At 52.8% G+C, this 19,081-nt stretch carries 20 protein-coding genes and 2 tRNA genes; 11 read left to right on the top strand and 11 right to left on the bottom strand.

From position 1 onward, the window contains the following. The first annotated feature begins 31 nt into the window (after nucleotides 1–31). Nucleotides 32–108 (top strand) — tRNA-Ile (locus tag DN611_RS15170). Nucleotides 109–147: 39 nt separating this feature from the next. Then, a tRNA-Trp gene (locus DN611_RS15165) sits at nucleotides 148–223 on the top strand. 221 nt (nucleotides 224–444) lie between these two features. Here DN611_RS15165 and DN611_RS15160 read toward each other — a convergent pair. Together DN611_RS15160 and DN611_RS15155 are read right to left on the bottom strand one after the other, a co-directional pair. Then, nucleotides 445–1,659: a tyrosine-type recombinase/integrase gene (locus DN611_RS15160; RefSeq protein ID WP_119311767.1), complete on the bottom strand. Its 1,215-nt coding sequence runs from the start codon at nucleotides 1,657–1,659 to the stop codon at nucleotides 445–447. A 409-nt stretch (nucleotides 1,660–2,068) separates the two neighbouring features. Continuing rightward, nucleotides 2,069–2,998 (bottom strand): LysR family transcriptional regulator, encoded by a 930-nt coding sequence (locus DN611_RS15155; RefSeq protein ID WP_025544146.1) that lies wholly within the window; start codon nucleotides 2,996–2,998, stop codon nucleotides 2,069–2,071. A gap of 247 nt (nucleotides 2,999–3,245) precedes the next feature. Here DN611_RS15155 and DN611_RS15150 point away from each other — a divergent pair, with 247 nt between their 5' ends. The 5 genes from DN611_RS15150 (at nucleotide 3,246) to DN611_RS15130 (ending at nucleotide 8,272) form a co-directional block, all read left to right on the top strand. After that, a complete protein-coding gene (locus tag DN611_RS15150) occupies nucleotides 3,246–4,517 on the top strand; it encodes an SLC13 family permease (RefSeq protein WP_025544145.1) in 1,272 nt (423 codons plus the stop codon). A gap of 24 nt (nucleotides 4,518–4,541) precedes the next feature. Further along, nucleotides 4,542–5,585 (top strand): 2-hydroxyacid dehydrogenase, encoded by a 1,044-nt coding sequence (locus tag DN611_RS15145; protein WP_025544144.1) that lies wholly within the window; start codon nucleotides 4,542–4,544, stop codon nucleotides 5,583–5,585. Nucleotides 5,586–5,603: 18 nt separating this feature from the next. Further along, nucleotides 5,604–6,284, top strand: coding sequence for an RraA family protein (locus DN611_RS15140; RefSeq protein ID WP_119311766.1), 681 nt, complete (start codon nucleotides 5,604–5,606; stop codon nucleotides 6,282–6,284). Between the two features lie 174 nt (nucleotides 6,285–6,458). Next, nucleotides 6,459–7,379: an AEC family transporter gene (locus DN611_RS15135; RefSeq protein ID WP_025544141.1), complete on the top strand. Its 921-nt coding sequence runs from the start codon at nucleotides 6,459–6,461 to the stop codon at nucleotides 7,377–7,379. A 656-nt stretch (nucleotides 7,380–8,035) separates the two neighbouring features. Then, nucleotides 8,036–8,272, top strand: coding sequence for a hypothetical protein (locus tag DN611_RS15130; RefSeq protein WP_025544140.1), 237 nt, complete (start codon nucleotides 8,036–8,038; stop codon nucleotides 8,270–8,272). Nucleotides 8,273–8,356: 84 nt separating this feature from the next. Here DN611_RS15130 and DN611_RS17190 read toward each other — a convergent pair whose 3' ends face one another. From DN611_RS17190 to DN611_RS15100, 9 genes are all read right to left on the bottom strand, one after another. Beyond that, complete coding sequence (locus DN611_RS17190; protein ID WP_249390877.1) at nucleotides 8,357–8,665, bottom strand: SEL1-like repeat protein; 309 nt, start codon at nucleotides 8,663–8,665, stop codon at nucleotides 8,357–8,359. A 146-nt stretch (nucleotides 8,666–8,811) separates the two neighbouring features. Further along, complete coding sequence (locus DN611_RS17185; RefSeq protein WP_249390876.1) at nucleotides 8,812–9,030, bottom strand: SEL1-like repeat protein; 219 nt, start codon at nucleotides 9,028–9,030, stop codon at nucleotides 8,812–8,814. 26 nt (nucleotides 9,031–9,056) lie between these two features. Beyond that, entirely contained in the window at nucleotides 9,057–9,908 is an 852-nt protein-coding gene (gene mobP3 / locus DN611_RS17180; RefSeq protein ID WP_249390875.1) for a MobP3 family relaxase, read from the bottom strand. After that, nucleotides 9,836–10,273 carry a relaxase MobL gene (gene mobL / locus DN611_RS17175; protein ID WP_256264910.1) on the bottom strand — a complete coding sequence of 146 codons (438 nt, stop codon included), beginning with the start codon at nucleotides 10,271–10,273 and terminating at the stop codon, nucleotides 9,836–9,838. Before mobL ends, mobP3 begins: the two co-directional genes overlap by 73 nt. Nucleotides 10,274–10,281: 8 nt before the next feature. Further along, nucleotides 10,282–10,422 (bottom strand): hypothetical protein, encoded by a 141-nt coding sequence (locus DN611_RS17170; protein ID WP_249390873.1) that lies wholly within the window; start codon nucleotides 10,420–10,422, stop codon nucleotides 10,282–10,284. Beyond that, the gene (locus DN611_RS15120; protein WP_249390872.1) at nucleotides 10,400–10,678 is read right to left on the bottom strand and encodes a hypothetical protein; all 279 of its coding nucleotides are present in this window, start codon (nucleotides 10,676–10,678) and stop codon (nucleotides 10,400–10,402) included. The genes DN611_RS17170 and DN611_RS15120 overlap by 23 nt, the downstream gene beginning before the upstream one ends. 495 nt (nucleotides 10,679–11,173) lie before the next feature. Continuing rightward, on the bottom strand, nucleotides 11,174–11,389 hold the full coding sequence (locus tag DN611_RS15115; protein ID WP_249390871.1) for a helix-turn-helix domain-containing protein: 216 nt from the start codon (nucleotides 11,387–11,389) through the stop codon (nucleotides 11,174–11,176). Next, a complete protein-coding gene (locus DN611_RS15110; RefSeq protein WP_025544139.1) occupies nucleotides 11,386–11,595 on the bottom strand; it encodes a helix-turn-helix transcriptional regulator in 210 nt (69 codons plus the stop codon). Before DN611_RS15110 ends, DN611_RS15115 begins: the two co-directional genes overlap by 4 nt. 969 nt (nucleotides 11,596–12,564) lie before the next feature. Then, a complete protein-coding gene (locus tag DN611_RS15100) occupies nucleotides 12,565–12,948 on the bottom strand; it encodes a hypothetical protein (RefSeq protein WP_025544138.1) in 384 nt (127 codons plus the stop codon). Between the two features lie 798 nt (nucleotides 12,949–13,746). Here DN611_RS15100 and DN611_RS15095 point away from each other — a divergent pair. The 4 genes from DN611_RS15095 to DN611_RS15080 all read left to right on the top strand — a co-directional run bounded on the left by DN611_RS15095 (nucleotide 13,747) and on the right by DN611_RS15080 (nucleotide 19,067). Then, complete coding sequence (locus tag DN611_RS15095; RefSeq protein WP_051365554.1) at nucleotides 13,747–15,150, top strand: sigma-54 interaction domain-containing protein; 1,404 nt, start codon at nucleotides 13,747–13,749, stop codon at nucleotides 15,148–15,150. Nucleotides 15,151–15,302: 152 nt separating this feature from the next. Further along, nucleotides 15,303–16,238 carry a 3-hydroxyacyl-CoA dehydrogenase family protein gene (locus DN611_RS15090; protein ID WP_158629757.1) on the top strand — a complete coding sequence of 312 codons (936 nt, stop codon included), beginning with the start codon at nucleotides 15,303–15,305 and terminating at the stop codon, nucleotides 16,236–16,238. A 42-nt stretch (nucleotides 16,239–16,280) separates the two neighbouring features. Further along, a complete protein-coding gene (locus tag DN611_RS15085) occupies nucleotides 16,281–17,108 on the top strand; it encodes an N-acyl homoserine lactonase family protein (protein WP_158629756.1) in 828 nt (275 codons plus the stop codon). Nucleotides 17,109–17,150: 42 nt separating this feature from the next. Then, nucleotides 17,151–19,067, top strand: coding sequence for a sodium:solute symporter family transporter (locus DN611_RS15080; protein WP_119311763.1), 1,917 nt, complete (start codon nucleotides 17,151–17,153; stop codon nucleotides 19,065–19,067). Nucleotides 19,068–19,081 lie beyond the last annotated feature (14 nt).

Below are 19,081 nucleotides of genomic sequence, written 5' to 3'. Positions count from 1 at the left end.
GCAATACTTCTCTTGAAGGAAATGCCGATACGGGCCTTTAGCTCAGTTGGTTAGAGCAGCTGGCTCATAACCGGCCGGTCCCGGGTTCGAATCCCTGAAGGCCCACCAGAATGGTTGATCGCCTGACGGGAGTGCCGCAAGCGAGATAGGGGTATAGCTCAGCTGGTAGAGCAGCGGTCTCCAAAACCGCGTGCCGAGGGTTCGAATCCTTCTGCCCCTGCCATTGTTTATTCCGAAAACCCCGATTTATCGGGGTTTTTTGTTACTTTTTCGAGGGAATGATTTTCGGGAGACCGCGGGTGACGCTCAAATGATGCCCTGAATGTGGTATCTGGCGTCATCCGTTTTTACTGTTTCCGTCTGCTACAGCATCATTTTAGCATCAAAGTTTTGCGCCCCTGGCCAGTTGGTTTCTGGTCAGGGGCGCGTTTTTTGGAGGGTGCTTTAGAGATCGAATCCTGCCGTGATTCCTGCCAGCCGGGAGGTATCCTTTTTCACGTAGTAGAGTTCTGTGATCTCTGAGGTGGAGTGGCCGAGGAGGTCGGCCACCTGCCGGGGAGAGAGCGCGCGGATGGTTCCATTCGGCTGTTTGACTCCGTTGACCAGATTGGTGGCGAAGGTGTGTCGGAGGGCATGGAGTCCCCGCTGCTCCAGTCCAGCCGCCTCCAGAATGCGGTAGTATCGTTTCCGGAAGTTTACCGGCCGGGTATAACCTCCGTGTTCATCCGAGATGAGAGGGCTGTCCTCTCCGAAGTATCGCTCCGCTCTCAGAGTCAGGATGGCGTCCACTGCCGCCTGATTGAGGGGCACATCCCGTTTGCTGGAGGTGCTCTTCAGCTTGCCGATCTTCACCTCCCGGCCGCTGGTGGATTCGGTGCCTTCCCGCCTGAAAACCTCTTTCACGCCCCGCTGGAGGTGGATGACGCGGTTCTCCAGATCGATGTCGCTGTTCAGCAGTCCGAGGGCTTCGCCTGTGCGGAGTCCGGTGTTCAGCATCAGCGTATAGGCGGCCGCCTGCTGATAGATGGGCGTCCCGTTTTCCCAGGTCCTGACAGCCTCCGCCTTGAACTTTGTGATCTCCTCCGGGGTGAAGATGGTCACAGTTTCGAAGGTTGGCAGATCCTCCTTGCCCTGGCTAGCCATGAAGTTTGACTTCTTGATCATGGGAGCCGCAGCCATTGGGTTCTTCGGGATGTACTCCTGTTGAGTCAGGTAGCGGAAGTAGTCGGTAAGGATGTTGTAGACCTTCTTGACTGTGGTGTAGGCGTAGCCCTCATTCATCCAGTGATTCAGCAGGGCTTTGATATCTGCCGAGGTGATGTCACCCACCACCTTGCCGCCGAGGATCGGGTAGATCTGATACTTGGCGGTGCACTCCAGCCGGTCGTAGGTGCCGCGCTCCACAGAGGGAAATTTGAATACCCGGAGCCACTTGCCCATGCTTTCCTCAAACTTTGCCTTGGACTCATCTGAGGCCGTGAGCTGGCGGTCGAAGTCGGCAAGGTAGGCAGTGATTTTATCTTTGACCTCTTGTTTGCTGGTCCCGCAGAAGGATTTGCGTTTCTTTGAACTCTGCTCATCCGAGTACCAGACCACGCCGTTCCAGCGGCCGTCTGATCGTTTGAAGATGTTTCCGCTTTCCAATAGTTTTCGCTGCATATTACGGCCGCCTTTTCTCAGCAACACACAATACCGCAACTGCGGAAGAATAGCCACCCTGAATGAGGACTATTATCAGAAAGTTTCTATTTGGGAAGCCCGTATATTGTTTACTTCCCCGCAAAATTTGAAAAGGGGGGAGTACCACTGTTGTATCCGCAGACATCCTATTGTTTACTGCACAGTAAATTCTGAGTTATTTGTGGGGCCAAAATACCTTGCGTGTTTTTTGTCAAAACTCTAATGTATATACTACCTTTTATCCGTTATCCTTCGGCCTTTAGCCACAAAGTGGGTTTGGGGCTCTCCCTGCAAAAAGAGCGTTTGGCAGCCGCTGGCATGCTGAACGCTCTTTTTGCCCCGTATGAGCAGGTGAAATTTTTCCGTATGCAGCCGTTTTCAACACCGCTTATTCTCGTCGGAGCTGCTGTTTCATGACATCAATGAACAGCTGGGAAAGACGCGTCAGATAGGTGTCCTTCCGATACACGGCCGCTAAATCCCATACCAGATCCGGGGAATCCACTGCAAAATAAGTCACTGCGCCAGGGTGCTGGCAGACTTTCGCACCCTCTTCTGGCACAAAAGCGCAGGCAATGCCCTGAGCGGTCAAATTAATAGCTGTGGTCAGATTGGCTGTCTCCATAAGGAGATCTGGCTCAATATGACTCTTCCCAAGAGCGTGTTTAACCTCGTGGGTCAAATTCTGTCCGGGTTTCGTCAGGATCAGGGGAATATGGGTTACCAGCTCCAGCGAGGCAACAGGATAGCCTCCAAGGGTCGGGCAGTCTGCAAGTAAGTTCTGCACATAAGGGTGTTGTGTGGGGGCGGCGATTAGAATCCGTTCTTCGCAAACGACCTCCGATACCAGTTTGCTGTAATCCAGCGTGCGGGGTAGATTCATCACTGCAAGGTCGATTTTATCGTTCATCAATGCGCTTTCCAGTTGGACGGAGCGCCCCTCAGTCAGTTCGATGTGAATGTCCGGATACTGCCGGTGAAAGCTGGGGAATACATCCGGCAGCAGGCAAGCGCCCCGCCACAGCGCCACTCCTAATCGGAGGCGTCCGCTGGTTTGGTTTTTGATGTCCTGAAATTCCCGGCGGATATTTTCATCCAGCTTCATCATCTGCAGGACGTATTGATAATAGCGTTCACCGGTATAGGTCAGCCGGAGCGGCGAGGCGCTGCGATCAAACAGTTCTACGCCCAGATTCGCCTCCAGCCTTTTCAGATACTGACTGAGCGAAGGCTGGGAGACATACAGGTGCTCAGCTGCTTTTGTTAGGCTCCCCTCATCTACGATGGCTACGAAATACTCATAGTTATGCAAGACCATATATGATCCGATCCTCCTCAACTAGTATAATGTTGACATTATAATCTTTATATTACCTTTTGCCTTTGACAAAAGCAAGTATAGACGTTAAAATGATGACAGAAAAGCAAAAAATGCGCATATTTTGCTACAATCTTGCCTATGTAAAGAAAATTTAGGACCAAGGGTCTGATAAGAAAAACCAATATGGATTTTGCACTTTCGCAAAATCACCGTACATGAATGGAGAAAAGAAAGGAGAACTCCTATGAGCCCTGCAGTGATTACGCTATTGGTCCTGCTGGTTATGGTTGTGTTTTTTGTGACGGAGAAGCTCCCCGCGGCCCTGGTGGCTATGCTGGGTGGCAGTGTTTTGGTGTTGTGTGGGATCATTGACCCGGCGGAATTGTTCAGCGCCTTTTCCGGCAGCACCATCGTCCTGGTGGCGGCAATGATGGTGGTTGGTTCCGCCCTCTTCCACACAGGCATCGCCGCCAAGATGGCGGATGTTCTGGTCAAATTCACAGGTACATCGGAAAACGGCATCATGATCGCCTTTATGCTGGTGGCTACAATTATCTCCGCGGTGTGCAGCGGCGTAGCCGTAGTCGCTATGCTGCTTCCCATCGTCATCAGCGTCAGCCAGCGGGCAGGTGTCTCCGTCTCCCGGCAGCTGATTCCCATGTCCTTCGCCGCAAGCTTTGGTTGCAACCTGACACTGATGGGCGCGGCCAGCAATGTAGTGGTCAACGGAGCCCTGGAGGATCTGGGCGTTCCCACTATGACCTTCTTCGAACTGGGCAAAGTGGGCATTCCGGTCTCCATTGCTGGCATTGTGTTCTTCCTGACCATCGGAAAGCGGTTCCTGACCCCTGGCGACACCTCTGACAGAGAATATCTGGCGGAATATACCGGCAGCAATAAGGCTGTGGAATTCAACGCCGTAAAGGCCGGGCTGTGCCTGGTGATCTTGGCAGTGCTCCTGGTGGCTATGGCCATCGACAGTGATTCCTTCCCTATGTATCTGGTGGCGGCCTTCGCGGCCTTTGTTCTGGTGCTGACCGGCTGTATCAGCCAGTCCGATGCCTATAAATCCATCGATCTATCCACTCTATTTATCGTGGCCGGCATGAGCGCTGTCTCCACAGGCATGAGCAAAAGCGGTGCCGGCGCCCTGATCGCCGATACAGCGGTAAACCTGCTGGGCGAACATCCCAACAAGTTGCTGGTGCTGTTTATCATTCTGGTTCTGGTAACTCTGCTGACCAATGCCATGATGAACACCTCCTGTGCCATGCTGGTCACCCCGTTGTTCATTCCCATCGTGCAGGCATTTGGCATGAACACCACCGCCGTGGCCATCGCCATCTGTGTGGCAGCATCCGCTCCGTTCCTGACCCCGGTGGGCAGCGGCACCAACACCCTGATCGTCCGTCCGGGCAACCTGAAGTTCATGGACTTCTTCCGCCCCGGCCTGGGGCTGACGGTGGTCATTCTCATCGTATCCATGATCTTCATTCCCATTTTCTGGCCTCTGTAAGCGACTTTTGAAGGAGGCAAATTTATGAGAGCAATTGTCGTTGACAAAGATTACGGCAGCGTCACACCCCAAGAACTGGACCGTGTGGCGGCAGCCTATCAGGCGGCCGGGATCCAGATGGAGCTGCTGGAGTACCAGGTGGAAGCGACTCGTCAGAAGGAGCCCACAGAAGAGGAGATCATCGCGGGCTGCCAAGGAGCCCAGGTGCTCCTGGCCACCGGCAACCCGCCCATCACCCGCAAGGTGATGGAGACCCTGCCGGAGGTGAAGTTCGTCCAGCGGTTTGGCGCCGGCGTCAACAGCATCGACCTGGCGGCCGCCGCAGAGCTGGGCGTGATCGTTTTGAACCTGCCTGGCTTCTGCGCCAAGGAGCTGGCTGACGTGGCCACCGCCATGATCATGGGGCTGATCCGCAACACCGCCTACTATGACCGGGAGGTGCGCAAGGGCAACTGGCCCAAATGTCAGTACCTGCTGCCCCCTGATGTGCGGGAGTTGACTCTGGGGCTCTACGGCTTCGGCCTGGCAGGCCGCCATCTCCACGATATCTTCCACAATGGGTTCGGCACAAAGGTCATCAGCTGCGATCCGTACATCAGCGATGCCGTCAAAGCTCAGTACCCGGATGTAGAGTTCGTGTCCTTTGAGGAGCTGATCACCCGCAGCGACATCATCTCCATCCATGTCGTGCTGACCCCGGAAACCACCCACGTGTTCAACAAAGAAGTCTTCAAAAAGATGAAGAATACCGCCATGATCATCAACACCAGCCGAGGCCCCGTCATCGACAACGACGATATGGTCTGGGCCCTGCAAAATGGCGAGATCCTGTACGCCGGCCTGGACACCGTGGAGCGGGAGCCTCTGCCGGAAAATGACCCGCTGAAGACGCTGGACAACGTCATCGTCAACCCCCACTGCGGCAGCTATGGCGTGGGCAGCAAGAAGACCCAGATCCAGATGGTCTGCGATCTGGTCCCCACCGCCGTGACTACAGGTAAAGTAGCCGCCCGCTGCGTGGCGGACCGAGACGTACTGAATAAAGAGACTGGCTTTACATTTATCTGAGATCGGAGGAATGAGATCATGTCTATCGGATGCAAGATCGTAAAGGATTTTCAGCGGCCCGCCCCGGAGCTGGTGACCCGGTTCAAAGATATGCCGGTGGCCAACATCGATGACAACATGGGCCGCATCGCCGCAGTGGACGCGGCCATCGAGCCCATTGGATACAAAGGACAGCTGCTGGGCACGGCCTTCACCGTCCGGGTCCCTCAGGGCGATAACCTGATGTTTCACGCTGCCATGGATTTGGCAAAGCCCGGTGATGTCATCGTCATTGATGCCGGCGGCTTCACAGACCGGGCCATTTTCGGCGAGCTGATGGCCACCTACTGCAAGGCCCGCGGGATCAAGGGCATCGTCTGCGACGGTGCCATCCGGGACCGGGGCGGTCTGGCGGCTATGGAGGACTTCCACGTCTACGCCCGGTCCGCCACCCCCAACGGCCCCTATAAGAACGGCCCCGGCGAGATCAACGTCCCCGTGGTGATTGGTGGAAAACTCGTCCGTCCCGGCGACATCGTAGTGGGCGATGACGACGGTGTGTTGTTCATTGATCCCGCCATCGCCGCAGAGCTGGCGGATGCCACCGAGGCGGTTGAGAAGAAAGAAGCCGACATCATGGCCCATATTCTGGGGGACGGCACCTACATCCGTCCCTGGGTAGATGAAAAGCTGAAGGAAATCAGCTGCGAAATCCTGTAAGCACGGTACCGCATTCCAAATTTGCTACCATCGGACACACACGATCCTTTTTTCGTGCAGGGTCCGGCCCCAGGGCCGGACCCTGCGCCCTATTTCGGATAAAAATGGTATGGCCTATCGGAATATATTGTAGAATTTTTATTGGAATAAGCTTTGCGGAGAAGAGGGAGCGAGATGGATTTTTTCTGGGAGATGTTATCCCTGCAGGAGACGCTGTTTCTGCTGATCCTGTTGGGTGTGCTGGTGAAAAAATTGAAGATCATCCGCGAAAACGGGCGGAAAACCCTTTCAGATCTTCTGATTTATGCGATTCTCCCCTGTAATATCGTAGCGTCCTTTATGGGTGGGATCACACTGCCCGATGGCTTTGTGCACAACTGCATTCTGGCTGTCTGTATCTCCATCGGGATTCAGGTACTGTCGATTTACGGAAGCAAGCTGCTGTTCCGCCGGTATCCGGCAAACCAGAAAAGTGTGCTGTCCTATGGCATGATCTGTTCCAATTCCAGCTTTGTAGGGCTGCCGATTGCCCATCTGATGTTCGGGGATCTGGGTGTCATCTATACTTCCGTATTTCAAATTCCCCTTCGCTTTACCATGTGGACAGCGGGTCTTTCCCTATTTACGGATGTCAGTAAAAAAGATGCCTTCCGAAAATTGGTGCGGCATCCCTGCATCATCGCGGTATTTGTGGGCCTGATTTTGATGGTAGCTCCGATCTCACTTCCAAATTTCTTAGAAGAAGCTATTGACATAACCAGCGGCTGCACAGTGCCGCTTTCCATGATCGTGATCGGTACAATTCTCGCGGATGCGCCAATCCGATCTCTATTCTCCAAATCCGTGCTATGGTACACCTGTTTACGGTTGGTGTTCTTTCCCGTGCTGATCTGGCTGGTGCTAAAGCCGTTCCCGCTGGATTCAACGCTGGTCAATGTCTGCATTCTGATAACGGGGATGCCCGCAGGCAGCACGACTTCCATTTTGGCAGACAAATACGGCGGTGATGCCATATTTGCATCGCAGATCATCTTTGCCTCCACGCTCTGCTCGATTCTGACAATCCCCTTGTTGACCTTCCTGATGGGCGTGTGACAGTGTGCATATTCTAGCTTCCCTTTCTCAGCAACGGACAATCCCACAATCGCAGAAGAATAGCCACCCTGAATTAGGACTATTATCAGAAAGTTTCTATTTGGGAAACGCGTATATCGCATACTACCCTGCAAAATTTGAAGGGGGGACACCGCCGTTGTATCCGCAGACATTCTATGGTAAAATGCGGGTATCACTTTTCAGGCAGGAGGTGCGGCCGGTAATCTGCTGTATATCGGACATCCACGGCGAGTTGGATAAGCTTGAACAGATGCTGGAGCTGATCCGATTCTCTGGTGAGGACCATCTATACATTCTGGGAGGCGTTATCGTCCGGGGGACTTTGGGTGGGGACATTTTTTGGAGGATCATAGCCGCGACGAATATGACCATGCTTCTGGGCAACCACAAGCAGATGTGCCTGAGGACCCTGGAACCCAATAACGAGTTCGGCGCCCGGGACCTCTGGCGGATGAACGGCGGGTTCGTCTGCTTACCGGGAGCTGATCTATCACCGGACGCACCAAGAGCGGAATGGGATCCTGTGTTTCCTCGCCGGCCTGCCGGGCTATCTGGACCTGACAGTGGGTGGGCAGAGGTTTCATCTGGTACACGGGTATCCGGGAGAGGGGCACGAAACCCGCATCTGGGGCCGGGTGGAGCCAGACAACAGAAGCCCCTTTCCGGACACCATCTGCATTGTCGGCCACACGCCCACGGTGTTCCTTACGGATGGGCACGACGAGGACTTTTCAATCTGGCATGGAGACGGCATCCTCGACATCGACTGCGGCTGTGGCAGCATGAAGGCGGCACACCGACGCCTGGCCTGCCTGCGGCTGGACGATATGGCCGAGTTCTATGTGGGCGGAGTGGGAGAAGGCACCTCTTGATCTGCCGGGCCTCCCGTATTTGCGGGAGGCCTTTTTCCTTTCTCGTGCAGCTCACCATCCCTTCATCGTCATTTCATCCTGATGCTACTCATCCTCATGGTCATCCGGCTTGTGGCCCAGAGCGATACGCCTCGCCTGGAGTTTCTGCCGGCGCTTCCGGTCGATGCGCAGACCAGTGCTGGATCGAGGCAGGGAGCAGTCCTCAAAGCTCCGGCTCATGTGGTAGAGCAGGCGGGTAACTGCCAGCATGACAGAGGGCGGTCGAATATCATCGTGCCGCTCCAGAAAGAACTGGGCGTACTGATTTCCCTCAGCGGACCTGCCGAACCACACTATTGCCTGGACCTGATCCGGCTGAACACTCTGCCCAGTCAGATACAACTTTCCCAGCATATACTGGGCATACTGGTTTCCCGCCTCCGCTGACTAGGTGAGGCGCTCTGTGACTCTGACTGCATCTTTTGACACAACCTCGCCGCTGAGATACTTCTTGCCCAGCCGGTAGGCGGCAAAGTGGTTCCCGTTCCCAGCTGCTTCTTTCAAGCAGCGGATGCCCCCGTCCGAATCACAGACTTCAAGATCGTCAGAGAAAGCAGTTTGTCCAGAGCGTACTGTGCCTCCGGCAATCCCTGCTTTGCCGCCTGGGTGAGCCAGTATTTCGCGCTCTGGCTGTCCGGGATCAGTAGAAGGCCATCCCGGTAGAGTAGACCCATCAGGTACTGCGCATGGAGATCACTCTGTTCCGCCAGCCGTTCCAATTCCTCTGCCGCATCGTTCTGATCTTTCAGAGGAAAGGGCGCGTCCCGGATGATTTGCCGTAGTTCCCAGCAGGCAGAGGACTCGCTCTGCACCTGTTCCGACTCATCGCACTCAGCCAAGTCATCATTCTCGAAGGTGATCTCCTCCAGCCGAATGCGTTCCGCCTCCTGAATGACGGCGTTCTTGATCTGCCAGAACTCCTTCTCCTGGGACAGCTTTTCTTCTCTCTGGGCTTGTCGTGGTAGCAGCTTTCCACCTCACCCTGGAGCCTGCACCACTGGTCATAGCACGCACGAACTACCTGCAGTTCCTCCAGCTTGTCCACCACCTCATCCACGGTTTTCTTCACCGGCTTGGAGAGATAGCCGTAGGACTTCTTTCCCTTAACCGTTTCCAGTTGTTCAGCCAACTGCGCCATCTTCTGCTCGATCTCAGGGCGAGTACAGATAGTCCGAGCCATCTCCTGGGGGAGTTTTCGGATGGTCTGCCGAGCTTCCCGCACCACTTCATCCTGCGACTGAGATTTCTGCTCGTAGGTGTGGAGCATCTCCTGACGGAAGATCTGGTTGGTGAGCGTGGACTTGATCTTGCGGATGCCCTCTCTGGTGAGATAGGCCTCACCGGGTACCGCCGACCACGCCATCATGTGTACGTGGGGGTGCTTCACCTCATCATGGAAAGCGGCGTACCATCGGAAGTGATTCGGCGGAATGTTCATGGCGGCGATGTCGTTGTGGTTTGTCCGGAGCAGATTCATCCACACTTTAGCATTGTCGCAGTCCAGCCGTGTTGCATCCTTCCGTTTCAGGGAGAGGATGTGCGTCCATACCTTTCCAGTGTAGTGGTCCAGTTCTTCCATGGCCTTTGCCAAGTCCACGCCGTCCTCATCACTAAACAGACCATGCCCCCCAGCCGCTCCGCCCTGGGACGAGTGGCGATGTACTTCATGTAGCCCTCTGTTTTCTGTAGTGCTGACCAGTTTTCCTCCAGCGCCCTAGTGATGAGCGAGGAGGCATTGGCCTTGGTAGGCTTGGTTTCGTAGCCGGAGAATTCATTCAGCTCTTTGACATTCGGAAAATATTTCACCAGTTTCGTGATGAACTGCTCCTGCTTTCTGGTTGGCGGACGGTCATCTGGGAGCAGCTCCACCCGCTCCCTGGTCCCGATGTAGTGGAGGTATCCACTGACGGAATGATCCTCGCCACACTTCAGGTAGGGGCTTTTCACGATCAATCCTGCCACTCATCGTCCTACTCCCAGAACTCCCGCGCCCGCTGTTCCAACGAGACGCGGCCATTGGCCTTCTTCACATTGATGACGCTCTGCGCACGGCAACGGCGGAGATCCTCCTCGCTGAACTGGTAGATGTCAGCGAGGATGCCAGCCACCATGTCCTGCTCCACTGCCTGTTTGAAGGCAGGGAAGACAGGCGATCTTCCAGCTGTCCCAGCGTCCATCCAGGCAGGACTTGACGGAGGCGGGGAGGAATAGACCAGCATTATTGGCGCTGAGATAGTCAAGATAGAAATCTACGGCATTCTCGATGAAGGCGGTGAGGCTGCGGCCCCCGTCCTCCTGATACCGGCGTTCCGGAATTGCTTTTTTCTCCAGCGTCAGGTACAGGGAAAACTTCTCTTTTCTGCTCAAAAGCGGCTCTTTTCCAGGGCGTGCTCCCTGTTTTTTGTTGTGACAGTAGGTGTTCTGGGATAGTGACCGCAAACGTGATTCCCGCTGGCTGTTTTGACCCCACTTTCGGTCATCCGGAAAATTCCTGTAACTGCCCGCACTGCGGGCAGATGTGACTGGCTGGAGGCACCATCGGTGACCCCGACGTTTATCCTGTTCCTTTTTTCGTCCCTCGTAAAACCCCCAAAACGGGCCAAATCCGTCCGAAGCCACTGGGAGGGGCAAGAGCTCACGCAAACGGGGCACACAGCGGCTCACAGGCGGTCACGCTGGAGTCTCCAGCTCCTGGAAGGACTTGGCGACCCGTTGCCGCTCTGCAGCCAATTCTACCCTCTCCAGCTGTCAGGCGTAGGATTCGGCGATCACATCCTGAATTGGCCGGAGGGTGAACAGAAAATTTCCGCTGTGCCGACCACTGGCTTTGGTGGTGACCTCGGTAGGCTCGGTGGAGATAAGCTACCGCTCCTCCAGTCGGCGGATGCACTTGCGCACCGTGTTCTCACTCATGCCTACCGCATGGCCAATCGTTTTGATGCTGTGCCAGCACTGATGTGTCTTTCGATTTTTGCACCGTTTCAGGAAACTGCAGACCGCCAGTTCTCCATAGTCCAGTCCCAGCTGAAACAACTCGTTGGGCAGAAAGAAAACGTCTCGGTAATTTCTATACTTCATGTTCCACCTCCTGTGTGATCGCTCACCCACTGTATGAACTGCTCCTTGGGCACCACCATCCGGTTCCCGACGCGCATCACCGGGAAGCCCGGGTCGTGCAGCAACTCGTAACCGCTAGATGGTGACACGCCCAGAACCTTTGCCACTGTTTTTGCATTGAGAAACAGAGGCAGATCATCATAGCTTTTGTAATGGGACTCTTTCATACGCACCTCCTGCCAGTAGATCTCGATCCAATGTTTGTGCTTTCAGTCTATCAGCTGACCCGGCAGCCTTTTTGCCGGGTCTCGAAATTTTTTCAATCAGCATCCCTTTTCGAAGCCTCACAGACAACATTTGGATGGATCAAACGCAGGAACTCATCCACGGAGTGGGTCTCTCTGGCATCCTTCACTTCTGGTATATTTGTCCCGGCTCTTTTTGAAATTTTCATTCTAGCTGTAGTGCTTTTTCGCGGGAAGCAGGACTCATTTTAGTAACTTCCAGGAAAAGCAAATTGGATGAGGATAGAGTTCATCACTTTCAAATCCTCACCATCCAGATCCATTCGGACTCTTAGCAAAGGCGATATTTGAGCTGCCGACAGTTGCGTTTGAGCTGGGTGGTGCCAATCTGAGACGCGAATTCCTCCATAGAGACCAAAGGAAGTCTCGATGGGATATGTACAGGATAACATGACCAGGGCGCTTCGAATCGTCCGCTCACAAACTCCAAATCGATTTGCCAGTTGTTTCGTTGTACCAAACCGTGCGCCGCATAAGTAGCCCCATATCGCTTGTCTCTGTTCCGAGGGTCCCAATGATCTCACTCCCACTTATCGCTCCTTACTTCCGAGGATACAGCGAGACCCGGCAAGGTAACTGCCGGGCCTCCGAAAATCCTGTAGGAGCTTATTCGTTTTCTGCATTTCTAACAATCTTGAAATCAAAATTTAGACAAAATATTCTTGATAGCCTACACCGTAACTTTCAGTACGTTTAGTTCACGGAGCTAAAGGCAGAATACCGGCCAGTCGAAGAAGGTGCCGTCATTCTGCTTGATCAGCGTATCGCAAGTGGGCTTGCAACCAATGCTTTTTCTTTGTATCGCATATCAAAATCTGATAAGTGGCAGAAATAAGGACAGACAGTTTTGAAAAGGCGGGAGCATCGCTCCCGCCTTCTTGCAGAGGCACCTCACGCCTCCACAATCCCCATCTGCCCGCCCAGATCGATCACTTCTTGGGCATAGTCCTCCGGCTTTGTGTACACCATACGCTGGTGCAGCAGGAGATTTGGCTGATTGTTCCGCCACGCCTCCGCTTGGTTCAGATTGTCGATTCCGGCGACAGAGCCGACCTTGTAGCCATTGGGCAGGGTCAACATGAAATTCGTGTTGAACAGGCTGCCGTATTGATCCAGCGCCTCCGTGCCCTTGATGCCAAACAGCTTTTCCGTGAAGGTATAGTTGTCGAAGCCGATCCCTGTCAGCGCGTTGTGGCTCCCGTAGTAGACATCTAGGCGGAAGTCCGGGAAGCGGTAGTTGTGTCCGGTCCACCGGGAAAATGTATGCCAGCTCAATGCCTATGGTGCGGGAGAGTTCCGCCGCATACAGGCTGTCCACAGAGATCGGGGGGTGGAATTTGTCCACAAACTCCTTGATGTTCAGGTAGTGGTCCGGGTGCGCGTGATTCAGGAAGATGTAGTCGCAGGCATCAAAGTTGTCAATCGAGAGAGGAGCTTTAGCTTCAAGCATCGAGCGAAGTGAGCCGCTGGCATGAGACTTCCAATAATAGAAAGCTACTATTAGAACGATGATTACCCGTTTACAGGCTGTAAGGCAAGTGATGCAAGCAAAATAAATTTCAGTGCGCCTTGAGACGCTTGCCGGTAATAGGCCTTCATAGGGCCTACTCAAGCCATCGGCTTAGCCGGTGACTATGACTGTAAAAGGAAACCTCCGACTGTGCCGATGTTATACTTAGCAAAGAATCAATGAAAACGGTGGAGAGAAGGGGGAAGAATTTTAGAAATGAATATAGGAACACCCTATGGTTATCTGATTAGCGGCAGGCCGTTCCTGAGAATACGGCAGAAACGGATGGCTAAGTATTTTGAAAAGCCAGAGAGATTATATGATAGATAGCCATGTTGCCACAGCGTAAGCAGTACCAGTGCAGCAATTTTTACTTTCCAGCTTTTTATTTTTGGGAGAATTTTTTAGGTACTGTAACAATTTTACATAATTGTAAGTATTTATTTACAGTGTTTACAACTTGTGTTAAAATTGGCTTACAATAATTCTTCCAAAACAGAACCGGGGAGCTGTGTGAATTTTCGTTAAAATAACGGAAATCGAAAGGAGGAGAAATTCCCTTGATGGTCCAGAGTCTACATGAAATTTCAACAAAAGCATTGATGCAAAGAATTGCCGATGAACTGGAGGGACTCATTGTCGCGGATGCAGAGGGACGGTATGCCTATGTCAACCAGCGATGGTCATCACTTACCGGGTATACATTTGAGCAGGTAAAGGGCCGATATGTCCGGGATGTTGTTCGGCTTTCCCGCGTGGATGAGGTATTAAAGACTCAAAAATTTGTGTCTGGGGATGCGATTCTCCTGAACAGTCAAACTGGGGAGGAGGTACCGGTCTATTGCTCCTACACACCGCTGTTTCACGAAAACAAGTTGGAGGGTTGTCTCGTCTATATGATTCGAAAGAATGAGGATGTTTCCATGGCGGTTCCCTCTCATGTCGTTTCACTGCTGGAAGAACTGAATCGCCAGATGCAACTGCTTCAGTCCTTTCAGCAAAATACCGTAGATCCCTTGGATCGGATTGTCGGAAACAGCCCGGAGATTCTGAAAATGAAGCACGAAATTGTCTGTGCAGCGCGGTCCTCTTCCACGGTTTTGATTGATGGAGAAACTGGCAGCGGCAAGGAGCTGGTAGCGCATGCCATTCATGAACTCAGTCCCAGATGTAAGAATCGCCTGATCAAAGTGAACTGTGCAGCGATCCCCGCTGAACTTCTGGAATCAGAATTCTTTGGTTATGTGGAGGGAGCCTTTACGGGGGCCAGCAGGGGAGGCAGGATTGGAAAATTTGAGATGGCAAATGGCGGCAGCCTCTTTTTGGACGAGATTAATCAGATGCCGCTTGCCCTGCAGCCGAAACTCCTCCGGGTATTGCAGGAGCGGGAGATTGAGCGTGTGGGATCTTCTGCCACAATCCCCATTGACACGCGGATTATTTCATCGACAAACACGCCTCTTGAAAAGCTTGTGATGGAAGAAAAATTTCGCAGTGATCTCTATTTCCGACTGAATGTGGTATGCATTCATGTTCCGCCATTGAGAGAGCGAAGCGAGGATATTCCTTTGCTGATCGATTGGCTGATGAAGCAGTTGAATTTCCGGCTGAACCTCCAAATCCCGGGAATCTCTCAGGAAGCCGTTCAGCGTCTGATGGAATATGACTGGCCGGGAAATGTCCGTGAACTGCAGAATGTTTTAGAACGGGCCATGAATCTTGCCTGGTTTGAGACGCTGGAGTGGAAGTATTTTTCGGACTATTTTAAACATCACGCATATGAAACAAAAACATTAAACTCTGCCGCGCCGCCGCGCTTGCTGCGCCAACGGACGGATGAGCTGGAAAAGGATATCCTGATGCAAGTTTTACAGGAGTTTCACGGTAATAAGACCTTGGTAGCACAAAATTTGGGAATTTCCCGCACAATCCTGTATAAAAAACTTCATAAGTATCAACTTCTTTAAAGACTCAGCAAACAGGGGAGTTGTACAGTTTTACAACACACTATGCCAAGAATGGAGAATTTTTGTATTTTCCATTCTTGGCATAGTTTTTGCTTAGGTAGTAAGGCGTCAAGGCCCTGACAATGCTGTTTCAAAACGAGAGGAGGCGTTCTATGGGGAAAAAAATTGCAATTTATGGGGCAGGAACGATCGGCGCGTGCCAAGCGACGCTGACATCTGGCAATGGATATTCCACCGTTGTAATTGGACATTCAGAGGAGGGACTATCCCGCTGCAGAAACACCATGCTGCAAAACTGGAATGACCTTATAGCCCAGAAATTGGCGACTGCGGCCAATCGGCGTGCTGCGATGGACCTGGTGACGATCACCAATGATGTCTCAGCCCTTAGAGACTGTGACATTGTTTTTGAAGCGGTTTCAGAAGATGTGAACATTAAGCAGCGTGTGTATAGCATCATTACCGAGGTCTGCGGCAGAGATATCATTGTGGTATCCACAACATCTTCCATTGATGCTGCAATCCTGGCAGAAAAAATTGAAAATCCCGCAAGATTCCTGATTGCGCATCCATTCCAACCCGTCCACATGCTTCCCCTGGTGGAAGTTGTCCGGCATACAGAGACATCAGAGGAAACTCTGAATCAGGTCTGTACGCTGCTGAAGGACCTGAATCGACAAGTGGTCATGCTGAATCGCAGTGTCCCAGGATTTTTAGTAAATCGTTTTGCCCAGGCATTGTTCCGCGAGTCGATTTATTTGATTGAGCAGGGGATCACCACTGCGGCGGACATTGATCGGGCAATTAAGTATGCAGTTGGAATGCGGTACGCTTCTATAGGGCTTTTGGAATATTACGATGCGGTTGGCTTTGAGTTGGAAAGGGCCATTGCACTGAATGTGTATCCAGATCTCTGCGACACAAAAAGTATCCAAAAGACCACTCTGGTGGGGATTGCCTCCGGGCGCACGGGGCAAAAGGCGGGCCAAGGACTCTATGATTGGTCTGAAAAGGACGAGGATGACTTCCGATACCGGAAGCAGGCTCCCTATTTTGAGGGCGTCCGGCAATGGCATATGCCGGAGTGAATGAAACACCGGCTCACATTTGGAGTAGAAAGGATGGAAAATATGGCGAACAACAACTGGAAAATCACCTGCCTGCACTATGGTACGCTGTCCTGCTATAAGTCCTTATTTGATGGTGGGCTTGACCAAACGAGATATCCCTTTGTCTATAGTGGGTATCTCCTGCAAAAGGATGGTAGAAATATTCTTGTGGATACTGGTGTTCATCAGGACAACATTGTCGATGGCAAAGCTTGGGCGGACAGTCCGGCGGAGGGCGGCAATCAATTTGTTTTGGATGCGCTGAAAGGAGAAGGTCTGACACCCGACGATATTGAGATTGTCATGTATACCCACCTCCACAACGATCATGCAGGCGGCATGCTGCTGTTTCCCAATTCACAGCACCTGTTTCAGAGGGATGAGTATTACAATATGCTTCACCCCCTGCCCACACAGAAGATTCGAAGAGATTATGACCCGCGCACGCCAGGCGACCTTGCACAGATCAAGAATGTACGCATGATTGATGGCGATTTTGACATGGGAAACGGAATCCGCCTGTTCAAGGTTCCCGGTCACTCCCTAGGCGGTATGGCCATTCAGGTCCAGACTGCAGAGGGCAAGTATGTGATTACCGGCGATATGCCCCATATTGCCCAGTCTCTCTTCCCGCAGATGGATAAGATGGAGGTCATTGGCGGCGAAATTGTGGATATCACACCTGCACCTGAGAACTGGGGACCCTTTATCCTCAACAGCGTTATCTATGACCACTATGCCTGCTATGACAGCTTCAACAAGATTATGATGCTGGCGGAGCGGGAAGAGCCTAAGTGGTTCCTCACTGGACACGACATGTGGTGCGTCAACAAGAAATACTTTGGATAATGCCAATGCTGGTGAAATGTTCATACGTAAGGAGGTATCTGTATGACTTCACAAATGTGGATGATCCTAATTACTGTGGTCTACGTATGCGCAATGATGCTACTGAGCTGGATCATCGGAAAAAAGACCACCAAGGATGAGACGGAATTCATGGTTGGCGGCCGGGAGTTTACGGCCTTCATGACAGCCATCGGCAACGGTTCCATTCTGATCTCTGGCGGTTATCTGCCCTCCATTATCATGTACGGCTATATGTTCGGTATGGGCGGCATGTGGTTCTACTTGGGCTGGGGCACAGGAGCTCTGGTGGCTTGGCTGTGCTGGGCCGGCTTCTGGCGGACATCCGGCGCCCTGACGCCCACCGAGTGGTTTGAATACCGCTACGGAAAGGGCGGCCGCATGGCCATCACCATTGTAATCCTTTTTGCCTCCCTAGCCATTCTGGGCTGGCAGTATGTGGGATGCGGCGAGACCATCGGCGGTGCGCTGGGCATTGACCCCAAAATCGCGATGCTGTTGGTAGGTGTGGTGGTCACGGCCTACGTGGTATTCGGCGGCATCTGGGCGGCTACCGCCACAGATGTGATTCAGTTCTCCTGGGTATTCATTATCCAGTTCATCATCCTGCCGACCTTTTTGATCGCGAAGTACGGGTTGCCTGATGCAGTGGCGCTACCAGATGCTTTCCTCTCCCTTCCTTTCGGTACGCTCCCTGTCATCAAATTTGTGGCACCGTCTGTCATCACCTTCCTGATGATGCACCAGTCTCTGCTGAACCAGTCTCCGTATTGGGCCCGGGCGGCGGGTACTCGCAGTCTAAAGAACTGCAAGCGCGGCTGGATGTGGACTGTGATCATCGCCTACTTTACCGGTGTTGTCGGAGCTTTTATCGGCTGCTATGCCCGGCAGCTTCTGCCGGGACTGACGGATTCCAGTCAGGCGTTCGGAGCCTTGATGAATATTTTGCCGATTCCTTTGGCGGCCTGTATTATGGCCGGCCTGATGGCGGCCACCATGTCCACCTGCGACATCTACCTGGTATCTGGCGTGAATCAGCTAGTCCGTGATGTGGCGCAGTATTTCCTGAAAATTCGTGATACCAAAAAGCTCCTGCAGTGGGCGAAGTGGGGCACCATCATCTATGGAATGGCCTCGGTATTCTTCGCCATCTTCTGGAGCGGCGGGCTGAGCTATCTCTTCGCTTTCGGCACAGGAGTGGGTGCCCCATTGTTTGTCTACTATCTGGACTCCTGGCTATTGCGGGTAGGCAACCAGAAGGGAGCGATTGCCTCTGTTGCCGTGTCTATGGCCATTGTACTGTACTGGGATATCCTAACCACCAACTCCCAGCAGATGAACAGCCTCTGGCTGATTTTCCCGGCCTCTTTCCTCACGCTGGTGATTGTAAGCTTTCTGACCAAGAAGGATACCGTTGTTCCTGTGGATGAAAAGACGGGACCCAATGAAGCCCAGATGGAGATTCTGAAAACCATCAAGCGTGGATATTCAAATGCCGGCGCTATTATCACCAGTATGACGCGCTTCTGCAATGAGCATCAGCTACAGGCTGGCCATATCCACAATGCGCTGGATTCTCTGGAGAAGAGCGGCTATGTCAAGCGAAAGGGACAGCGGCTGATTGCCCAGCTATATTTTTCCCTGACGGAAAAAGGCGATGCCGCGGCCTGTGCCAATATGAGTGAAACAGAGTTGAAGACCATTGCCGTATATGGAGTGGACAGTCAGGCAATCCAGTTCATGCATTGGATCGAAAAGGACGATGCCACGATGAGCGAGATCTCTGGAAAGCATTCCATCTACATGATGGAACTGAGTGCCATTTCTGAACATCTCTCCGATCTGGGACTGGTGAGAGTCTTCGGCCAAGGACGATTGAAAGCCGGACTGACGGATGCTGGGCGGCAACTGTTGCGGAAGACTGCCGCACAGCATTCATAAGCAACAGGAAATCT

This window comes from Oscillibacter sp. PEA192, from assembly GCF_003574015.1.
In the GTDB taxonomy this organism is placed as follows: domain Bacteria; phylum Bacillota; class Clostridia; order Oscillospirales; family Oscillospiraceae; genus Oscillibacter; species Oscillibacter welbionis.
This window is presented reverse-complemented; position numbering and strand designations above follow the sequence as displayed.